We start from the raw sequence: 26923 nt of genomic DNA on the forward strand, positions 1-26923 counted from the left end.
TTCAAGCATCAATCTTTTTGCGAGGGCTTTATGGCTCGTACTACAGCAATTAACCGCTACCGTAACATTGGTATCTGTGCCCACGTTGACGCGGGCAAGACCACCACTACCGAGCGGATCCTGTTCTACACAGGTCTGAGCCACAAAATGGGCGAGGTGCATGACGGCGCCGCGACCACCGACTGGATGGTGCAGGAGCAGGAGCGGGGTATCACCATTACCTCCGCTGCCGTTACCACCTTCTGGAAGGGTTCCCGTGGTCAGTATGACAACTACCGCGTAAACGTCATCGATACCCCTGGCCACGTTGACTTCACCATTGAAGTAGAGCGTTCGCTGCGTGTACTCGACGGCGCGGTCGTTGTGTTCTGTGGCACCTCCGGCGTTGAGCCGCAGTCCGAAACCGTATGGCGTCAGGCCAACAAGTACGGCGTTCCGCGTGTTGTTTACGTGAACAAGATGGACCGTGCTGGTGCAAACTTCCTGCGCGTCGTAGGTCAGATCAAGAACCGTCTGGGTCACACTCCGGTTCCTGTTCAGCTGGCCATCGGTTCGGAAGATAACTTCCAGGGTCAGGTTGACCTGATCAAGATGAAGGCTATCTACTGGAACGACGACGACAAGGGTACTACCTACCGCGAGGAAGAAATTCCTGCGGATATGGTCGAGCTGGCTAACGAATGGCGCAACAACATGGTTGAAGCCGCCGCCGAAGCCACCGAAGAGCTGATGAACAAGTACCTTGAAGAAGGTGAGCTGTCCGTCGAAGAGATCAAGGCAGGCCTGCGCGCGCGCACCCTGGCCAGCGAGATCGTTCCGGCTGTCTGCGGTTCGTCGTTCAAGAACAAGGGTGTTCCCCTGGTTCTCGATGCCGTTATCGACTTCCTGCCAGCTCCGACCGAGATCCCTGCGATCAAGGGTATCCACCCTGACCTGATCGACGTGCCTAAGGACGAAGTCAAGCCAGAGCAGTTCGACGAGCGTCATGCTGACGACGACGAGCCGTTCTCGGCCCTGGCCTTCAAGATTGCCACCGACCCGTTCGTTGGTACTCTGACCTTCGTTCGCGTTTACTCGGGCTTCCTGACCTCCGGTGACTCCGTCATCAACTCGGTCAAAGGCAAGAAAGAGCGCGTTGGTCGTATGGTCCAGATGCACGCCAACCAGCGTGAAGAGATCAAAGAAGTACGTGCAGGCGACATCGCTGCTCTGATCGGCATGAAGGACGTCACCACTGGTGATACCCTGTGCAACGCCGACAAGCCGATCATCCTTGAGCGTATGGACTTCCCTGAGCCTGTGATTTCGCTCTCTGTAGAGCCGAAAACCAAGCAGGACCAGGAGAAGATGGGTATCGCACTGGGCAAGCTGGCTCAGGAAGACCCATCGTTCCGCGTCAAGACCGATGAAGAAACCGGTCAGACCATCATCTCCGGTATGGGTGAGCTGCACCTGGATATCCTCGTTGACCGCATGAAGCGCGAATTCAACGTCGAAGCCAACATCGGCAAGCCGCAGGTTTCGTACCGCGAGAAGATCACCAAATCCAACGTCGAGATCGAAGGCAAGTTCGTTCGTCAGTCGGGTGGTCGTGGTCAGTTCGGTCACTGCTGGGTTCGCTTCTCCGAGCCGGACGTGGACGACAAGGGCAACATCACTGAAGGTCTGGTGTTCTCCAACGAAGTCGTTGGTGGTGTGATTCCTAAGGAATACATCCCTGCGATCCAGAAGGGTATCGAAGAGCAGATGAAAAACGGCGTTGTTGCCGGTTATCCTCTGATCGGCCTGAAGGCCGCGGTATTCGACGGTTCGTACCACGACGTCGACTCCAACGAAATGGCGTTCAAAATCGCTGCTTCGATGGCGACCAAGCAACTGGCCCAGAAGGGCGGTGGCGTGGTTCTCGAGCCGATCATGAAAGTCGAAGTTGTAACCCCGGAAGACTACCTGGGTGACGTGATGGGTGACCTGAACCGTCGTCGTGGTCTGGTCCAGGGTATGGATGAGTCGGTCTCTGGCCGTGTCGTCCGTGCTGAAGTACCGCTCGGAGAAATGTTCGGTTACGCAACCGACGTTCGTTCCATGTCTCAGGGTCGCGCAAGCTACTCCATGGAATTCTCCAAATACGCCGAAGCTCCGTCGAACATCGTCGAAGCACTCGTTAAAAAACAAGGCTAATCCCCTTTAGGCAAGAGGTTCACTGTCGTGGCTAAAGAAAAATTTGATCGTTCCCTTCCCCACGTTAACGTCGGCACCATCGGCCACGTTGACCACGGTAAGACCACTCTGACCGCAGCTCTGACTCGCGTTTGCTCCGAAGTTTTCGGTTCGGCAATCGTTGAGTTCGACAAGATCGACTCGGCTCCGGAAGAAAAAGCGCGCGGTATCACCATCAACACCGCTCACGTTGAGTACAACTCGACCATTCGTCACTACGCTCACGTTGACTGCCCAGGTCACGCTGACTACGTGAAGAACATGATCACCGGTGCTGCCCAGATGGACGGCGCGATCCTGGTTTGCTCGGCCGCCGATGGTCCGATGCCACAAACCCGTGAGCACATCCTGCTGTCCCGTCAGGTAGGCGTTCCGTACATCGTGGTCTTCCTGAACAAGGCTGACCTGGTAGACGACGCTGAACTGCTGGAACTGGTCGAGATGGAAGTTCGCGACCTGCTGTCCACCTATGACTTCCCAGGCGACGACACCCCGATCATCATCGGTTCGGCTCGTATGGCGCTGGAAGGCAAAGACGACAACGAAATGGGCACTACCGCTGTTAAGAAGCTGGTAGAAACTCTGGACAGCTACATTCCTGAGCCAGTTCGTGCCATCGACCAGCCGTTCCTGATGCCGATCGAAGACGTATTCTCGATCTCGGGTCGTGGTACCGTTGTTACCGGTCGTATCGAGCGTGGTATCGTCCGCGTTCAGGATCCGCTGGAAATCGTTGGTCTGCGTGACACCACCACCACCACCTGCACCGGTGTTGAGATGTTCCGCAAGCTGCTGGACGAAGGTCGTGCTGGCGAGAACTGCGGCGTTCTGCTGCGTGGCACCAAGCGTGACGACGTTGAGCGTGGTCAGGTTCTGGTCAAGCCAGGTTCGGTCAAGCCGCACACCAAGTTCACCGCAGAAGTCTACGTCCTGTCGAAGGAAGAAGGCGGCCGTCACACTCCGTTCTTCAAAGGCTACCGTCCACAGTTCTACTTCCGTACCACTGACGTGACCGGTAACTGCGAACTGCCGGAAGGCGTTGAAATGGTAATGCCAGGTGACAACATTCAGATGACTGTTACCCTGATCAAGACCATCGCAATGGAAGACGGTCTGCGCTTCGCTATCCGTGAAGGCGGTCGTACCGTCGGCGCCGGCGTTGTGGCCAAAATCATCGAGTAATCACTCGACCGATTGAAAAAACCCCCGCTCAGCGGGGGTTTTTTTTATTGGGTTGACACTAATTGGGGGCGTCTATAGAATCACGCCTCCTTTTAGCGGGCGTAGTGCGTCCGTTGGGAACAGCCTGGAGTCTGAAATCCAATGCAAAATCAGCAAATCCGTATCAGGTTGAAGGCTTTCGACCATCGCCTGATCGACCAATCCACCCAGGAAATCGTGGAAACCGCGAAACGTACTGGTGCACAAGTGCGTGGTCCAATTCCACTGCCTACCCGCAAAGAGCGTTTCACCGTTCTGGTCTCCCCGCACGTCAACAAAGACGCGCGTGATCAGTACGAGATTCGCACTCATAAGCGTGTTCTGGACATCGTCCAGCCAACGGATAAAACCGTTGACGCGCTGATGAAGCTTGATCTGGCGGCAGGTGTGGAAGTACAGATCAGCCTCGGCTAAGACTTCGGTCTAGTCGTGTAACGCTCTGAAATGGGCGGCCATAGCGGGTGAAAGCCCCGTACACTCATGAGGTTTACAACATGACTATTGGTGTAATCGGTCGCAAGTGCGGTATGACCCGCATTTTCACCGAAGAAGGTGTCTCCATTCCGGTCACGGTCATTGAGATCGAGCCGAATCGCGTCACCCAGTTCAAAACTGAAGAAACCGATGGCTACCGTGCAGTGCAAGTCACTGTCGGCGAGCGTCGTGCTTCGCGTGTGACTGCCGCTCAGGCAGGCCACTTCGCCAAGGCCAACGTTGCCGCTGGTCGCGGTGTTTGGGAGTTCCGTCTTGAAGAAGGCGATTTCCAGGCTGGCGATCTGATCAAAGCTGAACTCTTCACTGCAGGCCAGCTGGTTGACGTTACTGGTCAGTCCAAAGGTAAAGGCTTCGCCGGTACCATCAAGCGCTGGAACTTCCGTGGTCAGGACAACACCCACGGTAACTCCGTGTCGCACCGTGTTCCTGGTTCCATCGGCCAGTGCCAGACTCCTGGTCGTGTGTTCAAGGGCAAGAAAATGTCCGGTCACATGGGCGCCGAGCGCGTGACTGTTCAGTCCCTGGAAGTAGTTCGCGTAGACGCTGAACGCAACCTGCTGCTGATCAAGGGTGCCGTACCTGGCGCTACTGGCGGCGACGTGGTTGTACGTCCAGCTGTCAAGGCTCGCGGTTAAGGGGAAACTGACATGCAACTTAATGTAAATGACGCTCAGGCGATCGAAGTTTCCGAACTGACTTTCGGTGGCGAATTCAACGAGACGCTGGTTCACCAAGCAGTCGTGGCCTACATGGCTGGCGGCCGTCAGGGTACCAAGCAGCAGAAGACCCGTTCCGACGTGGCTGGTGGCGGTAAGCGCCCATGGCGTCAGAAGGGTACTGGCCGTGCTCGTGCTGGTACCACTCGTGGTCCGATCTGGCGTGGCGGTGGTGTAACCTTCGCAGCTCGCCCTCAAGATCACTCGCAAAAGCTCAACAAGAAGATGTATCGCGCAGCACTGCGCTCCATCCTCGCTGAGCTGGTGCGTAGCGACCGTCTGGTCGTGGTTCAGGACTTCGCTGTTGAAGCACCGAAAACCAAAGATCTGCTGAACAAGCTGAACGGCATGGGTCTGAGCGACGTATTGATCGTTTCCGACGCTGTTGATCAGAACCTGTACCTGGCTGCTCGTAACCTGCCGCACGTCGATGTACGTGACGTACAAGGTTCCGACCCGGTCAGTCTGATCGCATACGAGAAAGTGTTGATCACTGTCTCGGCCGTGAAGAAATTCGAGGAGCTGCTGGGATGAACCAGGAACGCGTATTCAAAGTCCTCCTTGGCCCGCACGTTTCCGAGAAGGCTACCGTTCTGGCTGAGAAAAAAGGCCAGTTCGTATTCAAGGTTGCTACTGATGCAACCAAGCTGGAAATCAAGAAAGCTGTCGAAGGCCTGTTCAACGTAAAAGTTGAAAACGTGTCGACTGTTAACGTTCTGGGTAAAACCAAGCGTACCGCACGTGGTCTGGGCAAGCGTAATGACTGGAAGAAGGCGATCGTCTCCCTTCAGCCAGGCCAAGATCTCGATTTCAGCAGCAGTGCTGAGTAAGGAAGGGGTGCATCATGGCAATCGTTAAATGCAAACCGACTTCCCCTGGCCGCCGTTTCGTGGTCAAGGTGGTCAACAAGGAGCTGCACAAAGGCGCTCCTCACGCACCGCTGATCGAGAAAAAATCGAAGTCTGGTGGTCGTAACAACAATGGCCGCATTACCACTCGTCACGTTGGTGGTGGTCACAAGCAGCATTACCGTCTGGTCGACTTCCGTCGCAACGACAAAGATGGCATTCCAGCCACTGTCGAGCGTATCGAATACGATCCAAACCGTACTGCTCACATCGCCCTGCTGTGCTACGCAGACGGTGAGCGTCGCTACATCATCGCGCCTAAAGGCGTGAGCGCTGGCGACCAGCTGATCGCAGGTGCCCTGGCCCCAATCAAGGCCGGTAACTCCCTGCAGCTGCGCAACATTCCAGTAGGTAGCACCATTCACGGCATCGAACTGAAGCCGGGTAAAGGTGCTCAGATCGCTCGTTCCGCTGGTGCTTCGGCTCAGCTGATCGCTCGCGAAGGTGTCTACGTGACCCTGCGTCTGCGCTCTGGTGAAATGCGTAAAGTCCTGGCTGAGTGCCGTGCGACCCTGGGCGAAGTCTCGAACTCCGAGCACAGCCTGCGTTCGCTGGGTAAAGCTGGTGCCAAACGCTGGCGCGGCGTTCGCCCAACCGTTCGTGGTGTTGCCATGAACCCGGTTGACCACCCACACGGTGGTGGTGAAGGTCGTACCTCCGGTGGTCGTCATCCGGTATCGCCATGGGGCTTCCCAACCAAGGGTGCTAAAACCCGTGGTAATAAGCGTACCGACAACATGATCGTCCGTCGTCGCAAGTAACTAGAGGGATACGACAGTGCCACGTTCTCTGAAAAAAGGTCCTTTTATCGATCTTCACCTGTTGAAGAAGGTCGAAGTGGCGGTGGAGAAGAACGATCGCAAGCCAGTTAAAACCTGGTCGCGCCGTTCGATGATCCTGCCACAAATGGTCGGTCTGACCATCGCGGTTCACAACGGTCGCCAGCATGTTCCAGTTCTCGTGAACGAAGACATGGTCGGCCACAAACTGGGCGAGTTCGCCGGTACCCGCACCTATCGCGGGCACGTGGCTGACAAGAAAGCCAAGCGTTAAGGGGTAAGGAAATGGAAGTAGCCGCTAAGTTGTCGGGCGCTCGCATCTCCGCCCAGAAAGCCCGCTTGGTCGCCGACCAGATCCGCGGGAAGAAGGTGGGCGAAGCGCTCAACCTGTTGGCCTTCAGCAGCAAAAAAGCCGCTGAAATCATGAAGAAAGTCCTCGAGTCGGCCGTAGCCAACGCCGAACACAACGAAGGCGCAGACGTTGATGACCTGAAGGTCTCCACCGTCTTCGTCAACGAAGGGCGTTCGCTGAAGCGCATCATGCCACGTGCCAAAGGCCGTGCTGATCGCATCGTCAAGCGGTCTTGCCATATCACTGTCAAGGTTGCGGACAAGTAACGGAGTCGATCAGATGGGTCAGAAAGTACATCCCACTGGCATTCGCCTGGGAATCGTCAAGGAGCACACCTCCGTCTGGTACGCAGACGGTGCTACTTACGCAGATTACCTGTTGAAGGATCTGAAAACGCGTGAGTACCTCCAAGACAAACTAAAAAGCGCGTCCGTAAGCCGTATCGATATTCATCGTCCGGCTCAAACTGCACGCATCACCATCCACACCGCTCGTCCCGGTATCGTTATCGGTAAGAAAGGTGAAGATGTCGAGAAGCTGCGTCAGGACCTGACCAAGCAGATGGGTGTGCCTGTGCACATCAACATCGAAGAGATCCGCAAGCCGGAACTCGACGCTATGCTGGTTGCGCAGAGCGTAGCTCAGCAGCTGGAACGCCGTGTAATGTTCCGTCGCGCCATGAAGCGCGCGGTACAGAACGCCATGCGTATTGGTGCCAAGGGCATCAAGATCCAGGTGAGCGGTCGTCTCGGCGGTGCTGAGATTGCTCGTACCGAGTGGTATCGCGAAGGTCGTGTGCCTCTGCACACCCTGCGTGCCGATATCGACTACAACACCTACGAAGCTCACACCACTTACGGTGTGATCGGTGTGAAGGTTTGGATCTTCAAAGGCGAAGTTATTGGTGGTCGCCAAGAAGAACTGAAACCACAAGCACCAGCGCCTCGTAAAAAAGCTGCTAAGTAAGGGGTACGCCAAATGTTGCAACCAAAGCGTACAAAATTCCGCAAGCAGATGACTGGCCACAACCGTGGTCTGGCACTGCGCGGTAGCAAAGTCAGCTTCGGCGAATTCGCCCTGAAAGCTGTTGCTCGCGGTCGCCTCACCGCTCGCCAGATCGAGTCCGCACGTCGTGCGCTGACCCGTCACGTTAAGCGTGGCGGTAAGATCTGGATCCGTGTGTTCCCGGACAAGCCGATCTCCAAAAAACCTCTTGAGGTTCGTATGGGTAAAGGTAAGGGCTCCGTGGAATACTGGGTTGCCCAGATCCAGCCAGGCAAAGTCCTGTACGAGATCGAGGGTGTTTCTGAAGAGCTGGCGCGCGAAGCTTTCGCCCTGGCTGCTGCAAAGCTGCCTCTCGCCACCTCCTTTGTTAAGCGGACGGTGATGTGATGAAAGCGAATGAACTTCGTGAAAAATCGGCACAGCAACTGAACGAGCAACTGCTCGGCTTGCTGCGCGACCAGTTCAATCTGCGTATGCAGAAAGCAACTGGCCAGTTGGGGCAGTCGCACCTGCTCTCGCAAGTTAAGCGTGACATCGCTCGCGTGAAAACTGTGCTCAACCAGCAGGCAGGTAAGTGATCATGGCTGAAGCTGAAAAAACCGTCCGTACGCTGACTGGCCGTGTCGTCAGCGACAAAATGGACAAGACCATCACCGTTCTGATCGAGCGTCGCGTAAAGCACCCGATCTACGGTAAATACGTTAAGCGTTCGACTAAGCTGCACGCGCACGACGAAGCCAACCAGTGCAAGATCGGCGACAAGGTTTCCATCCGTGAAACCCGTCCGCTGGCCAAGACCAAGTCCTGGGCACTGGTTGAAGTCCTCGAACGCGCTGTTGAAGTCTAAGGGCTAGGGGTCGGAGAAATTTTATGATTCAGACTCAATCCATGCTCGATGTGGCCGATAACAGCGGCGCTCGTCGCGTCATGTGCATCAAGGTACTCGGCGGTTCGCACCGCCGTTACGCCGGTATCGGTGACATCATCAAAGTAACCGTCAAGGAAGCAATTCCGCGCGGTAAGGTCAAAAAAGGCCAGGTGATGACCGCTGTCGTCGTACGTACCCGTCATGGTGTTCGTCGCGCTGACGGTTCCATCATTCGTTTCGACGGCAACGCTGCTGTTCTGCTGAACAACAAGCAAGAGCCGATCGGCACTCGCATCTTCGGGCCAGTGACCCGTGAACTTCGTACTGAGAAGTTCATGAAGATCGTCTCGCTCGCCCCTGAAGTGCTGTAAGGAGATCCGACATGCAAAAGATTCGTCGTGACGACGAGATCATCGTGATCGCCGGCAAAGACAAAGGTAAGCGCGGTAAGGTGCTGAAGGTTCTGGCTGATGACCGTCTGGTTATCGGTGGCGTGAACCTGGTCAAGCGTCATACCAAGCCTAACCCGATGGCGGGCGTACAGGGCGGTATCGTCGAGAAAGAAGCGCCTCTGCACGCTTCCAACGTTGCCATCTTCAACGGTGAAACCAACAAGGCTGACCGCGTTGGTTTCAAAGTAGAAGACGGTAAAAAAATTCGTGTCTTCAAGTCGACCCAAAAAGCGGTTGATGCTTGAACACTGCTAGGTAGAAGACCATGGCACGACTGAAAGAGATTTACCGGAACGAAATCGCTCCTAAGCTTAAGGAAGAACTTAAGCTGTCGAACGTTATGGAAGTTCCGCGCGTTACCAAGATCACCCTGAACATGGGTCTGGGCGAAGCGATCGGCGACAAGAAAGTCATCGAGCACGCTGTTGCCGACCTGGAAAAGATCACCGGTCAAAAGCCGGTCGTGACTTTCGCTCGCAAATCCATCGCTGGCTTCAAAGTCCGCGAAGGCTGGCCGATCGGCGTCAAGGTGACCCTGCGTAGCGACAAGATGTACGAATTCCTGGACCGCCTGCTGGCGATCTCCCTGCCTCGGGTTCGCGACTTCCGCGGCCTGAATGCCAAGTCCTTCGATGGTCGTGGCAACTACAGCATGGGCGTGAAAGAGCAGATCATCTTCCCGGAAATCGACTACGACAAGATCGATGCTCTGCGCGGTTTGGACATCACCCTGACCACCACTGCTCGTTCGGACGACGAAGGCCGCGCTCTGCTGCGTGCTTTCAAGTTCCCGTTCCGCAACTGATTGGAGTAGGAAAATGGCCAAGAAGAGCATGAAAAACCGCGAGCTGAAGCGTCAGCTCACGGTAGCAAAGTTCGCTAAGAAGCGTGCTGAGCTGAAAGCGACCATCGTCAACCTGAACGCCTCTCCAGAAGAGCGTTTCGCTGCCGTTGTCGCTCTGCAGAAGCAGCCACGCGACGCTAGCGCCTCGCGCCTGCGCAACCGTTGCCGCCTGACCGGTCGTCCTCACGGTGTATACCGTAAGTTCGGCCTGGGCCGTAACATGCTGCGTCAAGCTGCAATGCGCGGTGACGTACCAGGCCTGGTCAAGGCCTCCTGGTAATCGCTGCAGGGAAGGCACGGGTGGAAGGGGAGCAATCTTCCGACCGCCGGTGACCTTGCCAACAAACAAGCCCCTATATGGGGCTTGTTTCGTTTCTGCCTTGTGTCTAGAATGACCGGCTCACCTGAGCCTGGGTTTTTGCCCAAACCGTTCGGGTGGTTGTCATAGCCGCAAGGCTAATAATTCTTGTATCAGGAGCATCTAGCCCATGAGTATGCAGGACCCGTTAGCGGACATGCTAACTCGCATCCGTAATGCCCAGATGGCTGAAAAGTCCGTCGTAAGCATGCCTTCCTCTACCCTGAAGGTCGCGGTTGCCAAAGTTCTGAAGGACGAAGGTTACATCGCTGGCTACCAGGTAACTGGTGAGGCCAAGCCTTCCCTGTCGATCGAACTGAAGTACTTCGAAGGCCGTCCGGTCATCGAGGAACTGAAGCGCTCCAGCCGTCCAGGCCTGCGCCAGTACAAGGCCGTCACCGATCTGCCGAAAGTACGTGGCGGTCTGGGCGTGTCTATCGTCTCCACCAACAAAGGTGTGATGACTGATCGCGCTGCGCGCGCTGCCGGTGTCGGCGGCGAAGTTCTGTGCACAGTGTTCTAAGGGGGGATAGACATGTCTCGCGTCGCTAAGAACCCCGTTAAGCTGCCATCCGGTGTCGAAGTCAAATTCGCCGGTCAGCAGCTTTCGGTGAAGGGTGCCAAAGGTACTCTCGAACTGAACGTTCACTCGTCTGTTGAAGTTACCGAAGAGTCTGGTGAGCTGCGTTTCGTCGCTCGCAATGGTGACCAGCAAGCTCGTGCCATGGCCGGTACCACCCGCGCTCTGGTCAACAACATGGTCCAAGGCGTGAGCCAAGGCTTCGAGCGCAAGCTCCAGCTGGTCGGTGTTGGTTACAAGGCACAGGCTAAAGGCACCGTCCTGAACCTGGCCCTGGGCTTCTCTCACCCAGTGGACTACGAACTGCCAGCCGGTATCACCGCTGAAACACCTAGCCAGACCGACATCCTGATCAAGGGTATCGACAAGCAGCTGGTAGGTCAGGTGGCCGCTGAAATCCGCGACTTCCGTCCGCCAGAGCCTTACAAAGGTAAAGGTGTGCGTTACGCGGACGAAGTAGTCCGTCGTAAAGAAGCCAAGAAGAAGTAGGGCCTAGTAAATGACCGACAAAAAAGTTATTCGACTGCGTCGCGCTCGCAAAGCACGTCTCAAGATGCACGAACTCGAAGTCGTGCGCCTGTGCGTGTTCCGCTCCTCGCAGCACATCTACGCCCAGGTCATTTCGGCCGACGGCAGCAAGGTTCTGGCAAGCGCCTCGACCTTGGACAAAGACCTGCGTGATGGCGCCACTGGCAACATCGACGCGGCCACTAAGGTTGGCAAGCTGGTAGCTGAGCGTGCGAAAGCCGCCGGTGTATCTCAAGTTGCCTTTGACCGTTCCGGCTTCAAGTACCATGGCCGCGTCAAAGCGCTGGCTGATGCTGCTCGTGAAGGCGGGCTGGAGTTCTAAGTTATGGCAAATAACGATCAAAAGCGCGACGAAGGCTACATCGAGAAGCTGGTTCAAGTTAACCGCGTTGCCAAAACCGTAAAAGGCGGCCGTATCTTCACCTTCACCGCGCTGACCGTGGTTGGTGATGGTAAAGGTCGTGTTGGCTTCGGCCGTGGCAAGTCGCGCGAAGTACCAGCCGCGATCCAGAAGGCCATGGAAGCTGCTCGCCGCAACATGATCCAGGTTGACCTGAAGGGCACCACCCTGCAGTACGCCACCAAGGCTGCCCACGGCGCCTCGAAGGTTTACATGCAGCCTGCCTCGGAAGGTACCGGTATCATCGCCGGTGGCGCAATGCGTGCTGTCCTGGAAGTTGCTGGTGTTCAGAACGTTCTGGCCAAGTGCTACGGTTCGACCAACCCAGTGAACGTGGTTTACGCCACCTTCAAGGGTCTGAAAGCCATGCAATCTCCTGAATCCATTGCCGCCAAGCGTGGCAAGAGCGTCGAGGAGATCTTCTGATCATGGCAACCGTAAAAGTAACGCTGATCAAGAGCGTCTCGGGCCGTCTGCCTAACCACAAGCTGTGTGTTAAAGGCCTGGGTCTGCGTCGCATCGGTCACACTGTAGAAGTCCAGGATACTCCCGAGAACCGCGGGATGATCAACAAGGCTTACTACATGCTGAAGGTCGAGGGCTAATCGATGAAACTCAATGATCTGAGTCCAGCGCCGGGTTCCCGTCGCGAGAAGCATCGTCCAGGTCGTGGTATCGGTAGCGGTCTGGGTAAGACCGGCGGCCGTGGCCACAAAGGTCAGACTTCCCGTTCGGGTGGTTCGATCGCTCCTGGCTTCGAAGGCGGTCAACAGCCGCTGCACCGTCGCCTGCCGAAGTTCGGCTTCGTTTCCCTGAAAGCCATGGACCGCGCTGAAGTGCGTCTGTCCGAGTTGGCCAAAGTGGAAGGCGACGTGATCTCCGTGCAATCCCTGAAGGATGCCAACGTGATCAACCAGCACATTCAGCGTGTGAAAATCATGCTGTCTGGCGAAGTTACTCGCGCAGTCACCATCAAGGGTATCGCAGCCACCAAGGGTGCGCGTGCGGCTATCGAAGCAGCTGGCGGCAAATTCGAGGAATAAATGGCTAAGCAAGGTGCTCTCTCTTCGCTCGGTAAGGGCGGGATGTCGGAACTCTGGGCTCGTCTGCGCTTTCTGTTCATGGCGATCATCGTCTATCGGATAGGTGCGCATATCCCGGTTCCCGGCATCAATCCGGACCGTCTGGCGGATCTGTTTCGGCAGAATGAGGGGACCATTCTTAGCTTGTTCAACATGTTTTCCGGTGGCGCGCTCGAGCGCATGAGCATCTTTGCACTGGGGATCATGCCGTACATTTCGGCATCGATCATCATGCAGTTGATGACGGCGGTCAGCCCGCAACTGGAGCAGTTGAAGAAGGAAGGTGAAGCTGGCCGTCGCAAGATCAGCCAGTACACCCGCTACGGCACCGTTATCCTGGCACTGGTCCAAGCCATTGGCATGTCCATTGGCCTGGCCAACCAGGGCGTGGCGTTTTCTGTAGGCCTGGGCTTCCATGTCGTCGCTGTTTCCACTTTCGTGGCAGGCGCGATGTTCATGATGTGGCTGGGCGAGCAGATCACCGAGCGCGGTGTGGGCAACGGTATCTCGATGTTGATTTTCGCGGGTATCGTTGCCGGTCTTCCGAGAGCAATCGGGCAGTCTTTCGAGTCTGCACGCACAGGCGATATCAACATTTTCGCCCTGGTCGCCATCGGTTTGCTGGCAGTAGCGATTATCGGTTTTGTGGTGTTCATTGAGCGTGGTCAGCGTCGTATCGCCGTTCATTACGCCAAGCGTCAGCAGGGCCGCAAGGTCTTCGCTGCGCAGACTAGCCACTTGCCGCTGAAGGTGAACATGGCGGGGGTTATCCCGGCCATTTTCGCGAGCAGCATTTTGCTGTTCCCGGCTTCGCTGGGTGCCTGGTTTGGTCAGTCCGAAGGTATGGGCTGGCTGCAGGACATCTCGCAGTCGATCGCTCCTGGTCAGCCGTTGAACATTCTGCTGTTTAGTGCAGGGATCATTTTCTTCTGCTTCTTCTACACAGCGTTGATGTTCAACCCGAAAGACGTAGCGGAAAACCTGAAGAAGTCCGGTGCCTTTATTCCGGGTATCCGTCCTGGTGAGCAGTCGGCGCGCTACATTGATGGCGTTCTGACCCGTTTGACCATGTTCGGTGCTCTTTACATGATGGCCGTCTGCCTTCTGCCCCAGTTCCTGGTGGTGGCAGCAAATGTGCCGTTCTACCTTGGCGGGACCTCGTTGCTGATTGTGGTAGTGGTTGTGATGGACTTCATGTCCCAAGTACAATCGCACCTCGTTTCGCACCAGTACGAATCCCTGATGAAGAAAGCCAACCTGAAAGGCTACGGTGGCAGCGGTTTGCTGCGCTGATACGCCCCTAAGGTTCGAGGAGTCGGTAATGAAAGTTCGTGCATCGGTGAAAAAGCTGTGCCGTAACTGCAAGATCATCCGTCGCGAAGGCGTCGTACGAGTGATCTGCAGCGCGGAACCGCGTCACAAACAGCGCCAAGGCTGAGTGTGATCTGCGCTTCAAACCCAGCAGCTAGTGTGCTGCTGGGTTGATTATTCGTTTCTACAGCGATATTATCTCGCGCCCTATTTCTTGGCTTCCGGGGCGTAGGTAGCTGTCAATTGGAGTCCCACTGAATGGCCCGTATTGCAGGCGTCAACATTCCAGATAACAAGCATACTGTTATCTCGCTGACCTACATCTATGGTGTCGGTCGCACAACTGCACAGAAGATTTGTGCAGACGCTGGTGTAAACCCAGCCGCTAAGATCAAGGATCTGAGCGACGAGCAAATCGAAACCCTGCGTGGCGAAGTCGCGAAGTTCACCACCGAAGGTGACCTGCGTCGTGACATCAACATGAAGATCAAGCGCTTGATGGACCTGGGTTGCTACCGCGGCCTGCGTCATCGTAAAGGTCTGCCGGTTCGCGGTCAGCGCACCAAGACCAACGCACGCACCCGTAAGGGCCCGCGTAAGCCGATCCGCAAGTAATCGCCCAGGAATATAGACATGGCAAAACCTGCTGCTCGTCCTCGTAAGAAAGTCAAAAAGACAGTGGTTGATGGCATCGCCCACATCCATGCTTCTTTCAACAACACCATCGTGACCATCACCGACCGTCAGGGCAATGCTTTGTCCTGGGCGACCTCCGGTGGTTCGGGTTTCCGTGGTTCGCGCAAATCCACCCCGTTCGCAGCTCAGATCGCTGCTGAGCGTGCTGGTCAAGCTGCGCTGGAATACGGTCTGAAGAACCTCGACGTTAACGTCAAGGGTCCAGGTCCAGGTCGTGAGTCCGCCGTTCGTGCATTGAACAGCTGCGGCTACAAGATCGCCAGCATCACCGACGTGACGCCAATCCCGCACAACGGGTGCCGTCCGCCGAAGAAGCGTCGCGTGTAATCAGGAGACAGAAGAATGGCACGTTACATTGGTCCAAAATGCAAACTGTCTCGTCGTGAAGGCACCGATCTGTTCCTGAAGAGCGGCGTTCGCGCTCTGGAATCGAAGTGCAATATCGAAGCAGCCCCAGGTATCCACGGCCAGCGCCGTGGCCGTCAGTCCGACTACGGCACCCAGCTGCGTGAGAAACAAAAAGTCCGTCGTATCTACGGTGTTCTGGAGCGTCAGTTCCGCGGTTACTACCAAGCTGCTGCCTCGAAAAAAGGCGCAACCGGTGAGAACCTGCTGCAACTGCTCGAGTGCCGTCTGGATAACGTCGTTTACCGTATGGGCTTCGGCTCGACTCGTTCCGAGTCCCGTCAGCTGGTTTCGCACAAAGCGATCAGCGTCAACGGTAAGACTGTAAACATTCCATCCTACCAAGTTCGTCCGGGTGACGTGGTCGCAGTCCGCGAGAAATCGCTGGGCCAGTTGCGCATTGTTCAAGCCCTTGAACTGTGCGCCCAGCGTGGCCGCGTTGAGTGGGTTGACGTGGATGCTGCTAAAAAGTCGGGCGTTTTCAAGAACGTTCCTGCTCGCAGCGACCTGTCTGCCGACATCAACGAAAACCTGATTGTCGAGCTCTACTCCAAGTAAGGGCTAGAAAATAGGTGCATCCATGCAGATTTCGGTAAATGAGTTCCTGACTCCCCGCCACATTGATGTGCAGGTAGTCAGTCCGACCCGCGCCAAAATTACGCTCGAGCCTCTCGAGCGTGGTTTCGGCCATACCCTGGGCAACGCGCTGCGCCGCATCCTGTTGTCCTCCATGCCTGGCTGTGCAGTAGTCGAGGCCGAGATCGATGGCGTACTCCATGAGTACTCCGCGATCGAAGGTGTTCAGGAAGACGTAATTGAAATCCTGTTGAACCTGAAAGGTCTCGCTATCAAACTGCATGGTCGTGACGAAGTTACGCTGACCTTGTCGAAAAAGGGTTCGGGGGTGGTTACCGCTGCCGATATTCAGCTGGATCACGATGTCGAGATCGTCAACCCCGATCACGTAATCGCGAACCTGGCGTCGAACGGCGCTCTGAACATGAAGCTCACTGTAGCTCGTGGTCGTGGTTACGAGCCGGCCGACTCCCGTCAAACCGACGAAGACGAAAGCCGTAGCATTGGCCGTCTGCAGTTGGACGCCTCCTTCAGCCCGGTGCGTCGTATCGCCTATGTGGTCGAGAACGCCCGTGTTGAACAGCGTACCAACCTGGACAAACTGGTCATTGATCTGGAAACCAACGGCACCCTGGATCCTGAAGAGGCTATCCGCCGCGCTGCGACCATTCTGCAACAGCAGCTGGCCGCGTTCGTCGACCTCAAAGGTGACAGCGAGCCTGTCGTAGTCGAGCAGGAAGACGAGATCGATCCGATCCTGCTGCGTCCGGTTGACGACCTGGAACTGACTGTACGTTCGGCCAACTGCCTCAAGGCGGAGAACATCTACTACATCGGCGACCTGATTCAGCGTACCGAAGTAGAGCTGTTGAAGACTCCTAACCTGGGTAAGAAGTCCCTGACTGAAATCAAGGACGTTCTGGCCTCTCGTGGTCTGTCTCTCGGCATGCGCCTCGACAACTGGCCGCCTGCAAGTCTTAAGAAAGACGACAAGGCGACCGCCTGATCGTCGTAATCACCGAACGTAGTGTTTGGTAAGGAATGAATCATGCGTCATCGTAAAAGTGGACGTCACCTGAGCCGTACCAGCTCTCACCGCAAGGCTATGTTCCAGAACATGGCAGTGTCGCTGATCGAGCACGAGCTGATCAAAACCACCCTGCCGAAAGCCAAGGAACTGCGCCGCGTTGCCGAGCCGCTGATCACCCTGGCCAAGGAAGACAGCGTTGCTAACCGTCGTCTGGCCTTCGACCGTACCCGTTCGAAGTCCGCTGTTGGCAAACTGTTCAACGACCTGGGCAAGCGTTACGCCACCCGTCAGGGCGGCTACCTGCGCATCCTGAAGTGCGGTTTCCGCGCTGGCGACAACGCGCCTATGGCGTACGTCGAGCTGGTTGATCGTCCGGTCGGCGGTGCTGTAGAAGCTGCTGAGTAAGACGTTCTGTCTGCTACAAAAAACCGGGCCTAGTGCCCGGTTTTTTGTTTTTACATCTATTGTTTATTTCTATTGATGTAAGTCATGTAATGAATTTGTTCCTGTAATCTTGCTCGTCAATACTCTCTCTACAGCCGATTAGCCGGCCCTTGAAGACCGAAAAGGAGAGCCCATGAGCAAGATTCTCACCACCGCCAGCGGTGCACCTGTAGCCGACAACCAGAACTCCCGCTCCGCCGGCCCGCGCGGTCCGCTGTTGCTCGACGACTTCCACCTGATCGAGAAGCTCGCCCATTTCAATCGCGAGAACATTCCTGAGCGTCGCGTCCATGCCAAAGGCTCGGGCGCCTACGGTACCTTTACCGTTACTCACGATATCACCGGCTATACCAGCGCCAAGCTGTTCGAAGAGGTCGGTAAACAAACCGAGACTTTCTTACGCTTCTCCACCGTTGGTGGCGAGCGCGGCTCTGCAGATACCGAGCGTGACCCGCGTGGCTTCGCGGTGAAGTTCTACACCGAGGAAGGCAACTGGGACATCGTCGGTAACAACACGCCAGTGTTCTTCATTCGCGACCCATTGAAGTTCCCGGACTTTATCCACACCCAGAAGCGCCACCCGCAGTCCAACCTGAAGAACGCTCAGATGATGTGGGACTTCTGGTCGCATTCCCCAGAAGCGCTGCACCAGGTCACCATCCTCTTTTCCGATCGTGGCATTCCGGACGGCTATCGCCACATGCATGGCTTTGGCAGCCACACCTACAGCCTGATCAATGCAAAGGGTGAGCGCACTTGGGTCAAGTGGCACTTCAAGACCCAGCAAGGCATCAAGAACCTCACCCCGACAGACGCTGCACGCCTGGCAGGTACCGACCCGGATTACGCTCAGCGCGACCTCTTCGAGGCCATTGAGCGTGGCGACTACCCGCGCTGGACTGTCTGCATTCAGGTGATGAGCGAAGCCGAGGCTGCCAGCCGCGACGAGAACCCATTCGACGTGACCAAGACCTGGTCGCAGAAGGATTATCCGCTCATCGAGGTGGGTGTGCTGGAGCTCAACCGCAACCCGCTCAACTATTTTGCAGAGGTCGAGCAGGCCGCGTTCGGCCCGAGCAATATGGTGCCCGGCGTCGGTCTTTCACCGGACCGCATGCTGCAAGGCCGTGTATTCGCCTACGCCGACGCGCACCGCTATCGCGTTGGCACCAACCACCAGCAATTGCCAGTCAACGCGCCACGTTGTCCGGTCAACAGCTATCAGCGCGACGGCTCGATGGCCACCGGCAGTTACGGTAGTGCACCGAACTACGAGCCAAACAGCTACAGCGATGCCCCGAAACAGTCGCCACGTCATGCTGAGCCAGCATTGGCCCTGAATGGTTCGGCTGATCGCTACGATCACCGTCAGGACACTGACTACTTCAGTCATGCCGGCGCGTTGTTCCGTTTGATGAGCGATGAGCAGAAAGCCCTGCTGATCAGCAACATCGCCGGTACCATGGCGGGTGTCAGCGAAGACGTGATTCAGCGTCAGCTACAGTACTTCTTCAAGGCGGATCCGGCCTATGGCGAAGGGATTGCGAAGGCTTTGGGCATCAATCTCGCCTAAGTCGAAGTGATAAGAAGAACCGCCCTCATTTGGGCGGTTTTTCAATGAATATCACTACTGTTTAACCGATTTTTTGCGTCTGATTGCGCGTTTTTCAGTGACCATAGGCAAAAGCTGGTTCACACTATGTGGCATAGACGTTTTCACATGGAGAATCAGGGCGATGCAAGGCCACCCGGATGTAATCAACTATCTCGTCACGCTGCTGAAGGGCGAACTGGCGGCACGCGACCAGTACTTCATTCATTCGCGCATGTACGAAGACTGGGGCCTGTCCAAGCTCTACGAGCGCATCAACCACGAGATGGAGGAAGAGACGCAGCACGCCGATGCCCTGATGCGTCGTATCCTCATGCTCGAAGGGACCCCTGACATGCGTGCGGATGACCTGGAGGTTGGTAGCACCGTGCCGGAAATGATCGAGGCAGACCTCAAGCTCGAATACAAGGTGCGCGGTGCGCTTTGTAAAGGCATCGAGCTGTGCGAACTGCACAAGGACTACGTCAGTCGTGACATCCTGCGTGCGCAGCTGGCCGACACCGAAGAAGATCACACCTACTGGCTTGAGAAGCAGCAGGGCCTGATCAAGGCCATCGGGCTGGAAAACTACCTGCAGTCGCAGATGTAAGTTATCCACTCAAGTAAAAGCCCCTGGCACCCTCGGTACCAGGGGCTTTTTCATTGCGCTGGTAATACTCAGGCCCGATCCCGCTCCAGCAATGGTTTCAGGTAATGGCCGGTATATGACTGCTTCATCTCGCTCAGCTCTTCTGGCGTACCGCAGGCAATGATCTGCCCACCCTTGGAGCCACCCTCAGGCCCCAGGTCAACCAGCCAGTCGGCGGTCTTGATCACATCCAGGTTATGCTCGATCACCACCACGGTATTGCCGTGGTCGCGCAGGCGATGCAATACGTCCAGCAGCTGCTGGATATCGGCAAAGTGCAGGCCGGTGGTAGGTTCGTCGAGGATGTACAAGGTCTTGCCGGTATCGCGCTTGGACAGTTCGCGCGACAGCTTCACCCGCTGCGCCTCACCGCCGGACAACGTGGTCGCTGATTGCCCCAGTTTGATGTACGACAGGCCCACATCCATCAATGTTTGCAGCTTGCGCGCCAGCGCCGGCACCGCATCGAAGAACTCGCGGGCATCCTCGATGGTCATTTCCAGCACCTCGTGGATGTTCTTGCCCTTGTACTTGATCTCCAGGGTTTCGCGGTTGTAGCGCTTGCTCTTGCACACGTCACACGGCACGTAGATGTCCGGCAGGAAGTGCATTTCCACCTTGATCAGGCCATCGCCCTGGCAGGCCTCGCAACGCCCCCCCTTGACGTTGAACGAGAAACGCCCCGGGCCATAACCACGCGAGCGTGACTCCGGTACACCGGAGAACAGCTCGCGGATCGGCGTGAAGATGCCGGTGTAGGTCGCCGGGTTGGAGCGTGGTGTGCGGCCGATCGGGCTCTGGTCGATATCCACCACCTTGTCCAGGTGCTGCAGGCCGTCCATGCTGCTGTGCGGTGCGGCTTCCAGGCTGCTTGCGCCATTGAGGGCGGTGGCGGCCAAGGGGTAAAGGGTATTGTTGATCAGCGTCGATTTGCCCGAGCCGGATACACCGGTCACGCAGGTCAGCAGGCCGATTGGTACTTCCAGGTCGACGTTCTGCAGGTTGTTGCCACGTGCGCCTTTGAGCTTGAGCTGCAGCTTCTTGTTGCGCGGTGTGCGCTTGGCCGGCACGACGATCTTCTTGCGCCCGGACAGGTACTTGCCAGTCAGCGAATCGGGATGGTCCATGACCTCCTGAGGCGAGCCCTCGGCGACGATCTGCCCACCGTGAACACCGGCGCCCGGGCCGATATCCACCACGTAGTCGGCCAGCCGAATGGCGTCCTCGTCGTGTTCCACCACGATCACCGTGTTGCCCAGGTCGCGCAAATGGTTGAGGGTGGCCAACAGGCGGTCGTTGTCGCGTTGATGAAGGCCGATGGACGGTTCATCGAGGATGTACATCACCCCCACAAGACCGGCGCCGATCTGGCTGGCGAGTCGGATACGTTGCGCTTCACCGCCGGACAGGGTGTCGGCGCTACGATCCAGGGTCAGGTAGTCGAGGCCGACATTTACCAGGAACTGAAGTCGTTCGCAGATTTCCTTGAGGATTTTTGCCGCGATTTCGCCACGCCGGCCAGTAAGGGTCAGTTGACCAAAGTAGTTGCTGGCTTCACCGATCGGCAAATTGGTTACCGCCGGCAGGGTTTTCTCGCCCACCCACACGTGGCGCGCCTCGCGGCGCAGGCGCGTACCCCGGCAATCCGGGCACGGTTGCGTACCAAGGAATTTGGCCAGTTCTTCACGCACGGTGGCCGACTCGGTTTCGCGGTAGCGGCGCTCAAGGTTCGGCACAATGCCTTCGAAAGGGTGCGATCGCTTGACGATGTCGCCTCGGTCGTTGAGGTACTTGAAATCGACAGTCTGCTTGCCGCTGCCCTGCAGGATCACTTTCTGGTGTTCGGCTGACAGCTCGCCGAAAGGCTCCTCCAGGCTGAAGCCGTAGTGCGCAGCCAACGAACCGAGCATCTGGAAGTAGTACACGTTACGCCGGTCCCAGCCGCGGATCGCGCCTTCGGCCAAGGTCAGTTCGGTGTTGACCAGGCGTTTGGTGTCGAAGAACTGCTTGACCCCCAGGCCGTCGCAAGTCGGGCAAGCGCCAGCCGGGTTGTTGAAGGAGAACAGCTTCGGTTCCAGCTCGCTGATCGCGTGGCCGCACACCGGACAGGCGAAGCGGGCGGAGAAGATCGTCTCTTCGCCTTGTTCGTCGTCCATCGGTGCCACCAGGGCAATACCGTCGGCCAGCTTCAACGCGGTCTCGAACGATTCGGCCAGGCGCTGTTGCAGGTCGGCGCGGACTTTGAAGCGGTCCACCACCACATCGATGCTGTGCTTCTTCTGCTTGTCCAGCTTGGGCAACTCATCGAGTTCGTAGAGCTTGCCGTTGACCCTGGCCCGCACGAAGCCTTGGGCCCGAAGCTCGTCAAACACTGCCAGGTGCTCGCCCTTCCGCTCGCGCACCACCGGCGCGAGCAGCATCAGCTTGCTGCCTTCCGGGCGCTCCAGCACCAGGTCGACCATCTGGCTGATCGTTTGCGCCTCCAGCGGGATATCGTGGTCCGGGCAGCGTGGAGTACCGACGCGGGCGTACAGCAGGCGCAGATAGTCGTAGATTTCGGTGATGGTGCCGACCGTGGAGCGCGGGTTGTGCGAGGTCGACTTCTGCTCGATCGAAATCGCCGGCGACAGGCCTTCGATGGTGTCGACGTCGGGCTTTTCCATCATCGACAGGAACTGCCGGGCGTAGGCCGACAGCGATTCCACATAGCGGCGCTGGCCTTCGGCGTACAAGGTATCGAACGCCAGGGACGACTTGCCGGAACCGGACAGGCCGGTGATCACGATCAACTTGTCCCGGGGCAGGGTCAGGTCGATGTTCTTCAGGTTGTGGGTACGTGCCCCACGAATCAGGATCTTGTCCACTGCGGCCTCGCTTGGCGGGCATAAACAAGGAAGTATACGGCGCGCCAGTATGACGCGGCAAAGCGTCGCGTAGATGCCGTCAAGCTGTCGGACTGATAGAATCGCCGCCGGTTCACACGAGGTTAATCCATGCACGACACCCACAACGAGCGCATGAGTGGCGGCGAAACCCGCGCCGCTGGCGGCCTTGCCCTGGTCTTTGCCTTTCGTATGCTGGGCATGTTCATGGTCTTGCCGGTACTGGCCACCTACGGCATGGACCTGGCTGGCGCCACGCCTGCCCTGATCGGCCTGGCCATTGGTGCCTATGGCCTAACCCAGGCGATATTGCAGATCCCGTTCGGGATGATTTCCGACCGCATCGGTCGTCGGCCGGTGATTTATCTGGGGCTGGTGATCTTCGCCCTGGGCAGTGTACTGGCGGCCCAAGCCGACTCTATCTGGGGCGTGATTGCCGGGCGCATCCTGCAGGGCGCGGGGGCAATTTCTGCTGCGGTCATGGCACTGCTGTCGGACCTCACCCGCGAACAACACCGGACCAAGGCCATGGCCATGATCGGCATGAGCATCGGCCTTTCGTTTGCTGTCGCCATGGTCGTCGGTCCATTGCTGACAAGTGCCTTTGGTTTGTCAGGTTTGTTCCTGGTCACGGCTGGGCTTGCCCTGGTCGGCATGCTGTTGATCGCGTTTGTCGTGCCCAACACCCACAGCATTTTGCAGCACCGCGAGTCGGGTGTGGCGCGCCAGGCCATCGGCCCGACCCTGCGCCATCCGGACCTTCTGCGCCTGGACGTAAGCATTTTCATCCTGCACGCCATCCTCATGGCCAGCTTCGTTGCGCTGCCGCTGGCGTTCGTCGAGCGTGGCGGCCTGCCCAAGGAGCAGCATTGGTGGGTGTACCTGACCGCGCTGTTCATCTCATTTTTTGCAATGGTCCCGTTCATCATCTACGGCGAAAAAAAGCGCAAGATGAAACGTGTGTTGGCCGGCGCGGTCAGTGTCCTGCTGCTGACGGAGATATACTTCTGGGAGTGGGCTGACGGTTTGCGCGGACTGGTGATTGGCACCGTGGTATTCTTTACCGCATTCAACCTGCTGGAGGCTTCGCTGCCTTCTCTGGTGAGCAAGGTGTCGCCTGCCGGTGGCAAGGGGACGGCAATGGGGGTGTATTCCACCAGCCAGTTCCTCGGTGCAGCGTTAGGCGGGATTCTTGGCGGCTGGCTGTTCCAGCACGGTGGGCTGAACACGGTGTTCCTCGGTAGCGCGGTGCTGTGTGCTATCTGGCTGATCGTCGCCTTGCGCATGAACGAGCCGCCATATGTGACCAGCCTGCGCATGCCCCTGACGCCTGAGGCTGTCCGGGAAGCCGGCCTGACCGAGCGCCTGATGGCCATGCCGGGTGTGACCGACGCTGTGGTGGTGGAAGAAGAAGCCGCCATCTATATCAAACTGGATACGAAAATTTTGGACCGTGCGACCCTCGAGCGACTGGTGAATCCAGCCTCTTCGGCGTGCGAAGCCTAGGAGAACGTTATGGCCCGTGGGGTTAACAAAGTCATTCTGGTCGGTACCTGTGGCCAGGATCCCGAAGTCCGCTACCTGCCCAACGGTAACGCCGTGACCAACCTGAGCCTGGCCACCAGCGAGCAGTGGACTGACAAGCAGTCGGGCCAGAAGGTCGAGCGTACCGAGTGGCACCGTGTGTCGCTGTTCGGCAAGGTTGCCGAAATCGCTGGCGAATACCTGCGCAAGGGTTCGCAGTGCTACATCGAAGGCAAGCTGCAGACCCGCGAGTGGGAAAAAGACGGCATCAAGCGCTACACCACCGAGATCATCGTCGACATCAACGGCACCATGCAGCTGCTCGGCGGTCGTCCGCAAGGCCAGCAGCAGGGCGGCGACCCGTACAACCAGGGTGGCGGCAATTATGGTGGTGGCCAGCAGCAACAGTACAACCAGGCACCGCCACGCCAGCAGGCCCAGCGCCCGCAACAGGCCCCTCAGCGCCCAGCGCCGCAACAGCCTGCGCCGCAGCCGGCGGCTGACTTCGACAGCTTCGATGACGATATTCCGTTCTGATCAGAGCGGTAAGGCGTTCAGCAAGACCAGAAACCCAGGGCAGTTGCCCTGGGTTTTTTTATGGGCAGCACCGCGTATCTGGCATCGCTTTCAGTAGAACAACCGAGGTTCCGGCGAATCCAGCAGGCTTGCCAGCTTGGTCAGGGCAAAGCCCAGTGCCTGGCGGCTGGGTGCCATCAGGGCGATGCGCACACCGCTGGTGGCGTGGCTGCGTTCTGGCAGGAACTGGCTGCCGCTGACCACCGTTACGCCGTTGTCACGCGCCAGGTTGGCAAACTCGTCGCTGGTCCACGGTTCTGGCAGCTCCAGCCAGATATGGAAGCTGTGGGGCTGACTGCGGATCTTGTATTGGCCAAGAATCTCCCGGGCCATGTGCTGGCGCGCGGCCGCCTCCTGCTGCTGCATACGCACCAACTGGTCGGCCTTGCCGCTGTTGATCAGGTTACTGGCCAATTGCGCCATCAGAGGTGATGGCATCCACACGCTGCTGCGTACCATCGATGATAACCGCGACAGGGTTTGCGGCGGGGCGTACAGGTAGCCGATGCGCAGCGCCGGCAGCACGCTTTTGGACAGGCTGGTGAGGTATACCGAGCGTTCAGGCGCATAAGCTGCAAGCGGCTTGTAGTCCGGGCTGGGCTCGAGAAAACCGTAGATATCGTCATCCACGATGAACAGGTCGAACTCACGGGCGATCTCGGCGATAGCCTGGCGCCTTGCTGGGGGCATGATCGAGTTGGTCGGGTTCTGGTGCGTGGTGACGCACACCAGCAGGGAAGGGCGGTGTTCCAGGCAGGCCGCGCGCAATGCCTCCGGGATGAGCCCGTGTTCGTCCATGGCGACGCCGCGCAGGCGCCGGCCCAGGCTGTGGGCCAGGGATATGATGCCCGGGTAGCAGAGCGACTCGCACAGCACCACATCGTCACTCTTCGACAGGCTGCTGATGGCCACCAGCAGCCCATGTTGGGCGCCAGCGGTCAGTACTACCTGCTGCCAGCGAGCATCAGGCAGCCAGCGCTGTATCCAGGTCGCACCGGCTTGTTTGTGGGACGTGTGGCCACCTTCTGTCACATAGTCGAGTACCTGCCCCAAGTCCGATGAGGCGGCCAGTTCGCTGATAGCCGTGCCTAGCCACTCGCTCATGTGAGCGTCGTTGGGCTTGATGATCGAGAGGTCGATCTGGCTACTCTCGCCGGCAACGGGTGTGGGCACCGACGGGGCGGGTAATGGCTGCCGCAGCTGCCTGACAAATGTGCCTCGGCCTACCTCGCCAGCCACCAAACCACGCTTGGCTGCTTCGTCGTAGGCCCTGCCAATCGTGCCGGGGGTTACATTCAGCGCCTCGGCGAGGTCCTTGAGCGTGGGTAAGCGATCGCCTTCTGCAAGCCGACCACGTTCGATGTCCTGTTCAAGGGCATCAGCGATCATCAGGTAAACCGGCTGTGTTTGATGGCTGTATTGGGGGACCCACATGGAGATGGCACCAGGCTCTGCAAGAGCGCGAAAGCCTAGCATGAAAGCTCGGATGCAAGTAATGATGGTAATTGGTTAAATTGAGTTGAGTTTATTTTAGATTGAATCGATTCAATTTTTGAAATTACAATCATCGCACCGATCAGGCCAGCCGCTCTCAGGCTGCGCCTGGCATAACGCTCCACTGGATGGACTTTGCTATGGACATGTTGGGTTCTTACTGGGCGGAGCACTGGTTGCTGGCAATCCTCATGCTTGGCGCGATCGCTTTTGTTGCGGGCTTCGTTGACAGCATTGCCGGTGGTGGAGGTTTGTTCCTGGTGCCGGGTTTTCTGCTGGTTGGCATGCCGCCCCAGGTGGCACTGGGCCAGGAAAAACTGGTCAGTACCCTTGGCACGCTGGCGGCTATCCGCAACTTCCTGGCCAACAGCAAGATGGTCTGGCAGGTAGCGTTGGTCGGGGTGCCATTTTCGCTATTAGGCGCCTACCTGGGGGCACACCTGATCGTATCGATCTCGCAGGAAACGGTGGGCAAGATCATCCTGGCACTAATCCCCCTCGGCATTCTCATTTTCCTTACCCCCAAGGATCGTCCGGTCGAGGAGCGCGAGCTGTCTTCGCGAATGCTGTACACCGTAGTGCCGTTGACGTGCCTGGTCATTGGCTTCTATGACGGCTTCTTCGGCCCCGGTACCGGCAGCATGTTCATCATCGCTTTCCATTACCTGCTGCGCATGGACCTGGTCTCCAGTTCAGCCAACTCCAAAACCTTCAACTTCGCTTCCAACATCGGTGCTTTGGTGGCGTTCGTCAGCGCAGGCAAGGTCGTCTACCTGCTGGCATTGCCACTTGTGGCCTGCAACATCCTCGGTAACCACCTGGGCAGTTCCCTGGCCTTGCGTAAAGGCAACGACGTGGTGCGCAAGGCGTTGGTGTTCTCGATGCTCTGTCTGTTCACCAGCCTGGGCGTGAAGTACCTCACCTGACCCATTGATAGGAG

Annotated in this window: 37 protein-coding genes; 35 read left to right on the forward strand and 2 right to left on the reverse strand. The window is 57.5% G+C overall.

Features of this window, described 5'->3' with window-relative positions:
• Positions 1–30 precede the first annotated feature (30 nt).
• The 32 genes from fusA (at position 31) to bfr (ending at position 19468) form a co-directional block, all read left to right on the forward strand.
• The gene (gene fusA, locus ACZ889_RS06275; RefSeq protein WP_003255490.1) at positions 31–2178 is read left to right on the forward strand and encodes an elongation factor G; all 2148 of its coding nucleotides are present in this window, start codon (positions 31–33) and stop codon (positions 2176–2178) included.
• A 27-nt stretch (positions 2179–2205) separates the two neighbouring features.
• Positions 2206–3399 carry an elongation factor Tu gene (gene tuf, locus ACZ889_RS06280; protein WP_003255489.1) on the forward strand — a complete coding sequence of 398 codons (1194 nt, stop codon included), beginning with the start codon at positions 2206–2208 and terminating at the stop codon, positions 3397–3399.
• 141 nt (positions 3400–3540) lie between these two features.
• Positions 3541–3852: a 30S ribosomal protein S10 gene (gene rpsJ, locus ACZ889_RS06285; protein ID WP_003186070.1), complete on the forward strand. Its 312-nt coding sequence runs from the start codon at positions 3541–3543 to the stop codon at positions 3850–3852.
• 80 nt (positions 3853–3932) lie between these two features.
• Positions 3933–4568, forward strand: a complete 636-nt coding sequence (gene rplC, locus ACZ889_RS06290) for a 50S ribosomal protein L3 (RefSeq protein ID WP_003255486.1) — start codon at positions 3933–3935, stop codon at positions 4566–4568.
• 12 nt (positions 4569–4580) lie between these two features.
• Positions 4581–5183, forward strand: coding sequence for a 50S ribosomal protein L4 (gene rplD / locus ACZ889_RS06295; RefSeq protein ID WP_003255485.1), 603 nt, complete (start codon positions 4581–4583; stop codon positions 5181–5183).
• On the forward strand, positions 5180–5479 hold the full coding sequence (gene rplW, locus ACZ889_RS06300; RefSeq protein WP_003255484.1) for a 50S ribosomal protein L23: 300 nt from the start codon (positions 5180–5182) through the stop codon (positions 5477–5479). Before rplD ends, rplW begins: the two co-directional genes overlap by 4 nt.
• A 14-nt stretch (positions 5480–5493) precedes the next feature.
• Complete coding sequence (gene rplB, locus ACZ889_RS06305; protein WP_003255483.1) at positions 5494–6318, forward strand: 50S ribosomal protein L2; 825 nt, start codon at positions 5494–5496, stop codon at positions 6316–6318.
• 16 nt (positions 6319–6334) lie between these two features.
• On the forward strand, positions 6335–6610 hold the full coding sequence (gene rpsS, locus ACZ889_RS06310) for a 30S ribosomal protein S19 (RefSeq protein WP_003255482.1): 276 nt from the start codon (positions 6335–6337) through the stop codon (positions 6608–6610).
• A gap of 11 nt (positions 6611–6621) precedes the next feature.
• Entirely contained in the window at positions 6622–6954 is a 333-nt protein-coding gene (gene rplV, locus ACZ889_RS06315) for a 50S ribosomal protein L22 (RefSeq protein WP_003103908.1), read from the forward strand.
• Between the two features lie 13 nt (positions 6955–6967).
• Entirely contained in the window at positions 6968–7654 is a 687-nt protein-coding gene (gene rpsC / locus ACZ889_RS06320; protein ID WP_003255481.1) for a 30S ribosomal protein S3, read from the forward strand.
• 12 nt (positions 7655–7666) lie between these two features.
• On the forward strand, positions 7667–8080 hold the full coding sequence (gene rplP, locus ACZ889_RS06325) for a 50S ribosomal protein L16 (RefSeq protein ID WP_003255479.1): 414 nt from the start codon (positions 7667–7669) through the stop codon (positions 8078–8080).
• Positions 8080–8271, forward strand: coding sequence for a 50S ribosomal protein L29 (rpmC, locus tag ACZ889_RS06330; protein WP_002555481.1), 192 nt, complete (start codon positions 8080–8082; stop codon positions 8269–8271). Before rplP ends, rpmC begins: the two co-directional genes overlap by 1 nt.
• Before the next feature lie 2 nt (positions 8272–8273).
• Positions 8274–8540 carry a 30S ribosomal protein S17 gene (rpsQ, locus tag ACZ889_RS06335; RefSeq protein ID WP_003255478.1) on the forward strand — a complete coding sequence of 89 codons (267 nt, stop codon included), beginning with the start codon at positions 8274–8276 and terminating at the stop codon, positions 8538–8540.
• Positions 8541–8563: 23 nt separating this feature from the next.
• Entirely contained in the window at positions 8564–8932 is a 369-nt protein-coding gene (gene rplN, locus ACZ889_RS06340; protein WP_002555479.1) for a 50S ribosomal protein L14, read from the forward strand.
• Positions 8933–8943: 11 nt separating this feature from the next.
• Entirely contained in the window at positions 8944–9258 is a 315-nt protein-coding gene (gene rplX, locus ACZ889_RS06345; protein ID WP_003255476.1) for a 50S ribosomal protein L24, read from the forward strand.
• A 20-nt stretch (positions 9259–9278) separates the two neighbouring features.
• Positions 9279–9818 carry a 50S ribosomal protein L5 gene (rplE, locus tag ACZ889_RS06350; RefSeq protein WP_003255474.1) on the forward strand — a complete coding sequence of 180 codons (540 nt, stop codon included), beginning with the start codon at positions 9279–9281 and terminating at the stop codon, positions 9816–9818.
• Positions 9819–9831: 13 nt separating this feature from the next.
• A complete protein-coding gene (rpsN, locus tag ACZ889_RS06355) occupies positions 9832–10137 on the forward strand; it encodes a 30S ribosomal protein S14 (protein ID WP_003255472.1) in 306 nt (101 codons plus the stop codon).
• A 208-nt stretch (positions 10138–10345) separates the two neighbouring features.
• Positions 10346–10738, forward strand: a complete 393-nt coding sequence (gene rpsH / locus ACZ889_RS06360; protein ID WP_003255471.1) for a 30S ribosomal protein S8 — start codon at positions 10346–10348, stop codon at positions 10736–10738.
• 12 nt (positions 10739–10750) lie between these two features.
• A complete protein-coding gene (rplF, locus tag ACZ889_RS06365) occupies positions 10751–11284 on the forward strand; it encodes a 50S ribosomal protein L6 (protein ID WP_003255469.1) in 534 nt (177 codons plus the stop codon).
• 10 nt (positions 11285–11294) lie between these two features.
• Positions 11295–11645 carry a 50S ribosomal protein L18 gene (gene rplR, locus ACZ889_RS06370; RefSeq protein WP_003255467.1) on the forward strand — a complete coding sequence of 117 codons (351 nt, stop codon included), beginning with the start codon at positions 11295–11297 and terminating at the stop codon, positions 11643–11645.
• 3 nt (positions 11646–11648) lie between these two features.
• Positions 11649–12149, forward strand: coding sequence for a 30S ribosomal protein S5 (gene rpsE / locus ACZ889_RS06375; RefSeq protein WP_003255465.1), 501 nt, complete (start codon positions 11649–11651; stop codon positions 12147–12149).
• 2 nt (positions 12150–12151) lie between these two features.
• Positions 12152–12328 carry a 50S ribosomal protein L30 gene (gene rpmD, locus ACZ889_RS06380; protein WP_003255463.1) on the forward strand — a complete coding sequence of 59 codons (177 nt, stop codon included), beginning with the start codon at positions 12152–12154 and terminating at the stop codon, positions 12326–12328.
• Between the two features lie 3 nt (positions 12329–12331).
• Positions 12332–12766 carry a 50S ribosomal protein L15 gene (rplO, locus tag ACZ889_RS06385; protein WP_003255461.1) on the forward strand — a complete coding sequence of 145 codons (435 nt, stop codon included), beginning with the start codon at positions 12332–12334 and terminating at the stop codon, positions 12764–12766.
• Positions 12767–14098 (forward strand): preprotein translocase subunit SecY, encoded by a 1332-nt coding sequence (gene secY, locus ACZ889_RS06390; protein WP_003257108.1) that lies wholly within the window; start codon positions 12767–12769, stop codon positions 14096–14098.
• Positions 14099–14126: 28 nt separating this feature from the next.
• On the forward strand, positions 14127–14243 hold the full coding sequence (gene rpmJ / locus ACZ889_RS06395) for a 50S ribosomal protein L36 (protein ID WP_002555468.1): 117 nt from the start codon (positions 14127–14129) through the stop codon (positions 14241–14243).
• A gap of 131 nt (positions 14244–14374) precedes the next feature.
• Entirely contained in the window at positions 14375–14731 is a 357-nt protein-coding gene (gene rpsM / locus ACZ889_RS06400; RefSeq protein ID WP_003255457.1) for a 30S ribosomal protein S13, read from the forward strand.
• An 18-nt stretch (positions 14732–14749) separates the two neighbouring features.
• Positions 14750–15139, forward strand: coding sequence for a 30S ribosomal protein S11 (gene rpsK / locus ACZ889_RS06405; protein ID WP_003255454.1), 390 nt, complete (start codon positions 14750–14752; stop codon positions 15137–15139).
• A 15-nt stretch (positions 15140–15154) separates the two neighbouring features.
• Positions 15155–15775 (forward strand): 30S ribosomal protein S4, encoded by a 621-nt coding sequence (gene rpsD, locus ACZ889_RS06410; RefSeq protein WP_003255453.1) that lies wholly within the window; start codon positions 15155–15157, stop codon positions 15773–15775.
• 22 nt (positions 15776–15797) lie between these two features.
• Positions 15798–16799: a DNA-directed RNA polymerase subunit alpha gene (locus ACZ889_RS06415; protein WP_003255452.1), complete on the forward strand. Its 1002-nt coding sequence runs from the start codon at positions 15798–15800 to the stop codon at positions 16797–16799.
• Between the two features lie 42 nt (positions 16800–16841).
• A complete protein-coding gene (gene rplQ / locus ACZ889_RS06420; RefSeq protein WP_003255451.1) occupies positions 16842–17228 on the forward strand; it encodes a 50S ribosomal protein L17 in 387 nt (128 codons plus the stop codon).
• Between the two features lie 172 nt (positions 17229–17400).
• Entirely contained in the window at positions 17401–18840 is a 1440-nt protein-coding gene (locus ACZ889_RS06425; protein ID WP_476257248.1) for a catalase, read from the forward strand.
• Between the two features lie 163 nt (positions 18841–19003).
• Positions 19004–19468: a bacterioferritin gene (gene bfr, locus ACZ889_RS06430; protein ID WP_003255449.1), complete on the forward strand. Its 465-nt coding sequence runs from the start codon at positions 19004–19006 to the stop codon at positions 19466–19468.
• Positions 19469–19536: 68 nt separating this feature from the next.
• On the opposite strand, the gene uvrA is transcribed toward bfr, so the two are convergent.
• Positions 19537–22371 carry an excinuclease ABC subunit UvrA gene (gene uvrA, locus ACZ889_RS06435; RefSeq protein WP_476257249.1) on the reverse strand — a complete coding sequence of 945 codons (2835 nt, stop codon included), beginning with the start codon at positions 22369–22371 and terminating at the stop codon, positions 19537–19539.
• A 129-nt stretch (positions 22372–22500) separates the two neighbouring features.
• On the opposite strand from uvrA, the gene ACZ889_RS06440 reads away from it, so the two are divergent.
• Both ACZ889_RS06440 and ACZ889_RS06445 read left to right on the forward strand, forming a co-directional pair.
• Positions 22501–23895: an MFS transporter gene (locus tag ACZ889_RS06440; protein ID WP_180688938.1), complete on the forward strand. Its 1395-nt coding sequence runs from the start codon at positions 22501–22503 to the stop codon at positions 23893–23895.
• 9 nt (positions 23896–23904) lie between these two features.
• Entirely contained in the window at positions 23905–24450 is a 546-nt protein-coding gene (locus ACZ889_RS06445) for a single-stranded DNA-binding protein (RefSeq protein WP_003255446.1), read from the forward strand.
• Positions 24451–24540: 90 nt separating this feature from the next.
• Here ACZ889_RS06445 and ACZ889_RS06450 read toward each other — a convergent pair whose 3' ends face one another.
• Positions 24541–25923, reverse strand: coding sequence for an aminotransferase-like domain-containing protein (locus tag ACZ889_RS06450; RefSeq protein WP_180688937.1), 1383 nt, complete (start codon positions 25921–25923; stop codon positions 24541–24543).
• A 200-nt stretch (positions 25924–26123) separates the two neighbouring features.
• Here ACZ889_RS06450 and ACZ889_RS06455 point away from each other — a divergent pair, with 200 nt between their 5' ends.
• Entirely contained in the window at positions 26124–26909 is a 786-nt protein-coding gene (locus ACZ889_RS06455) for a sulfite exporter TauE/SafE family protein (protein WP_180688936.1), read from the forward strand.
• The last annotated feature ends 14 nt before the right edge of the window (positions 26910–26923 follow it).

The sequence above is a fragment of the Pseudomonas sp. TE3895 genome (assembly GCF_056278855.1).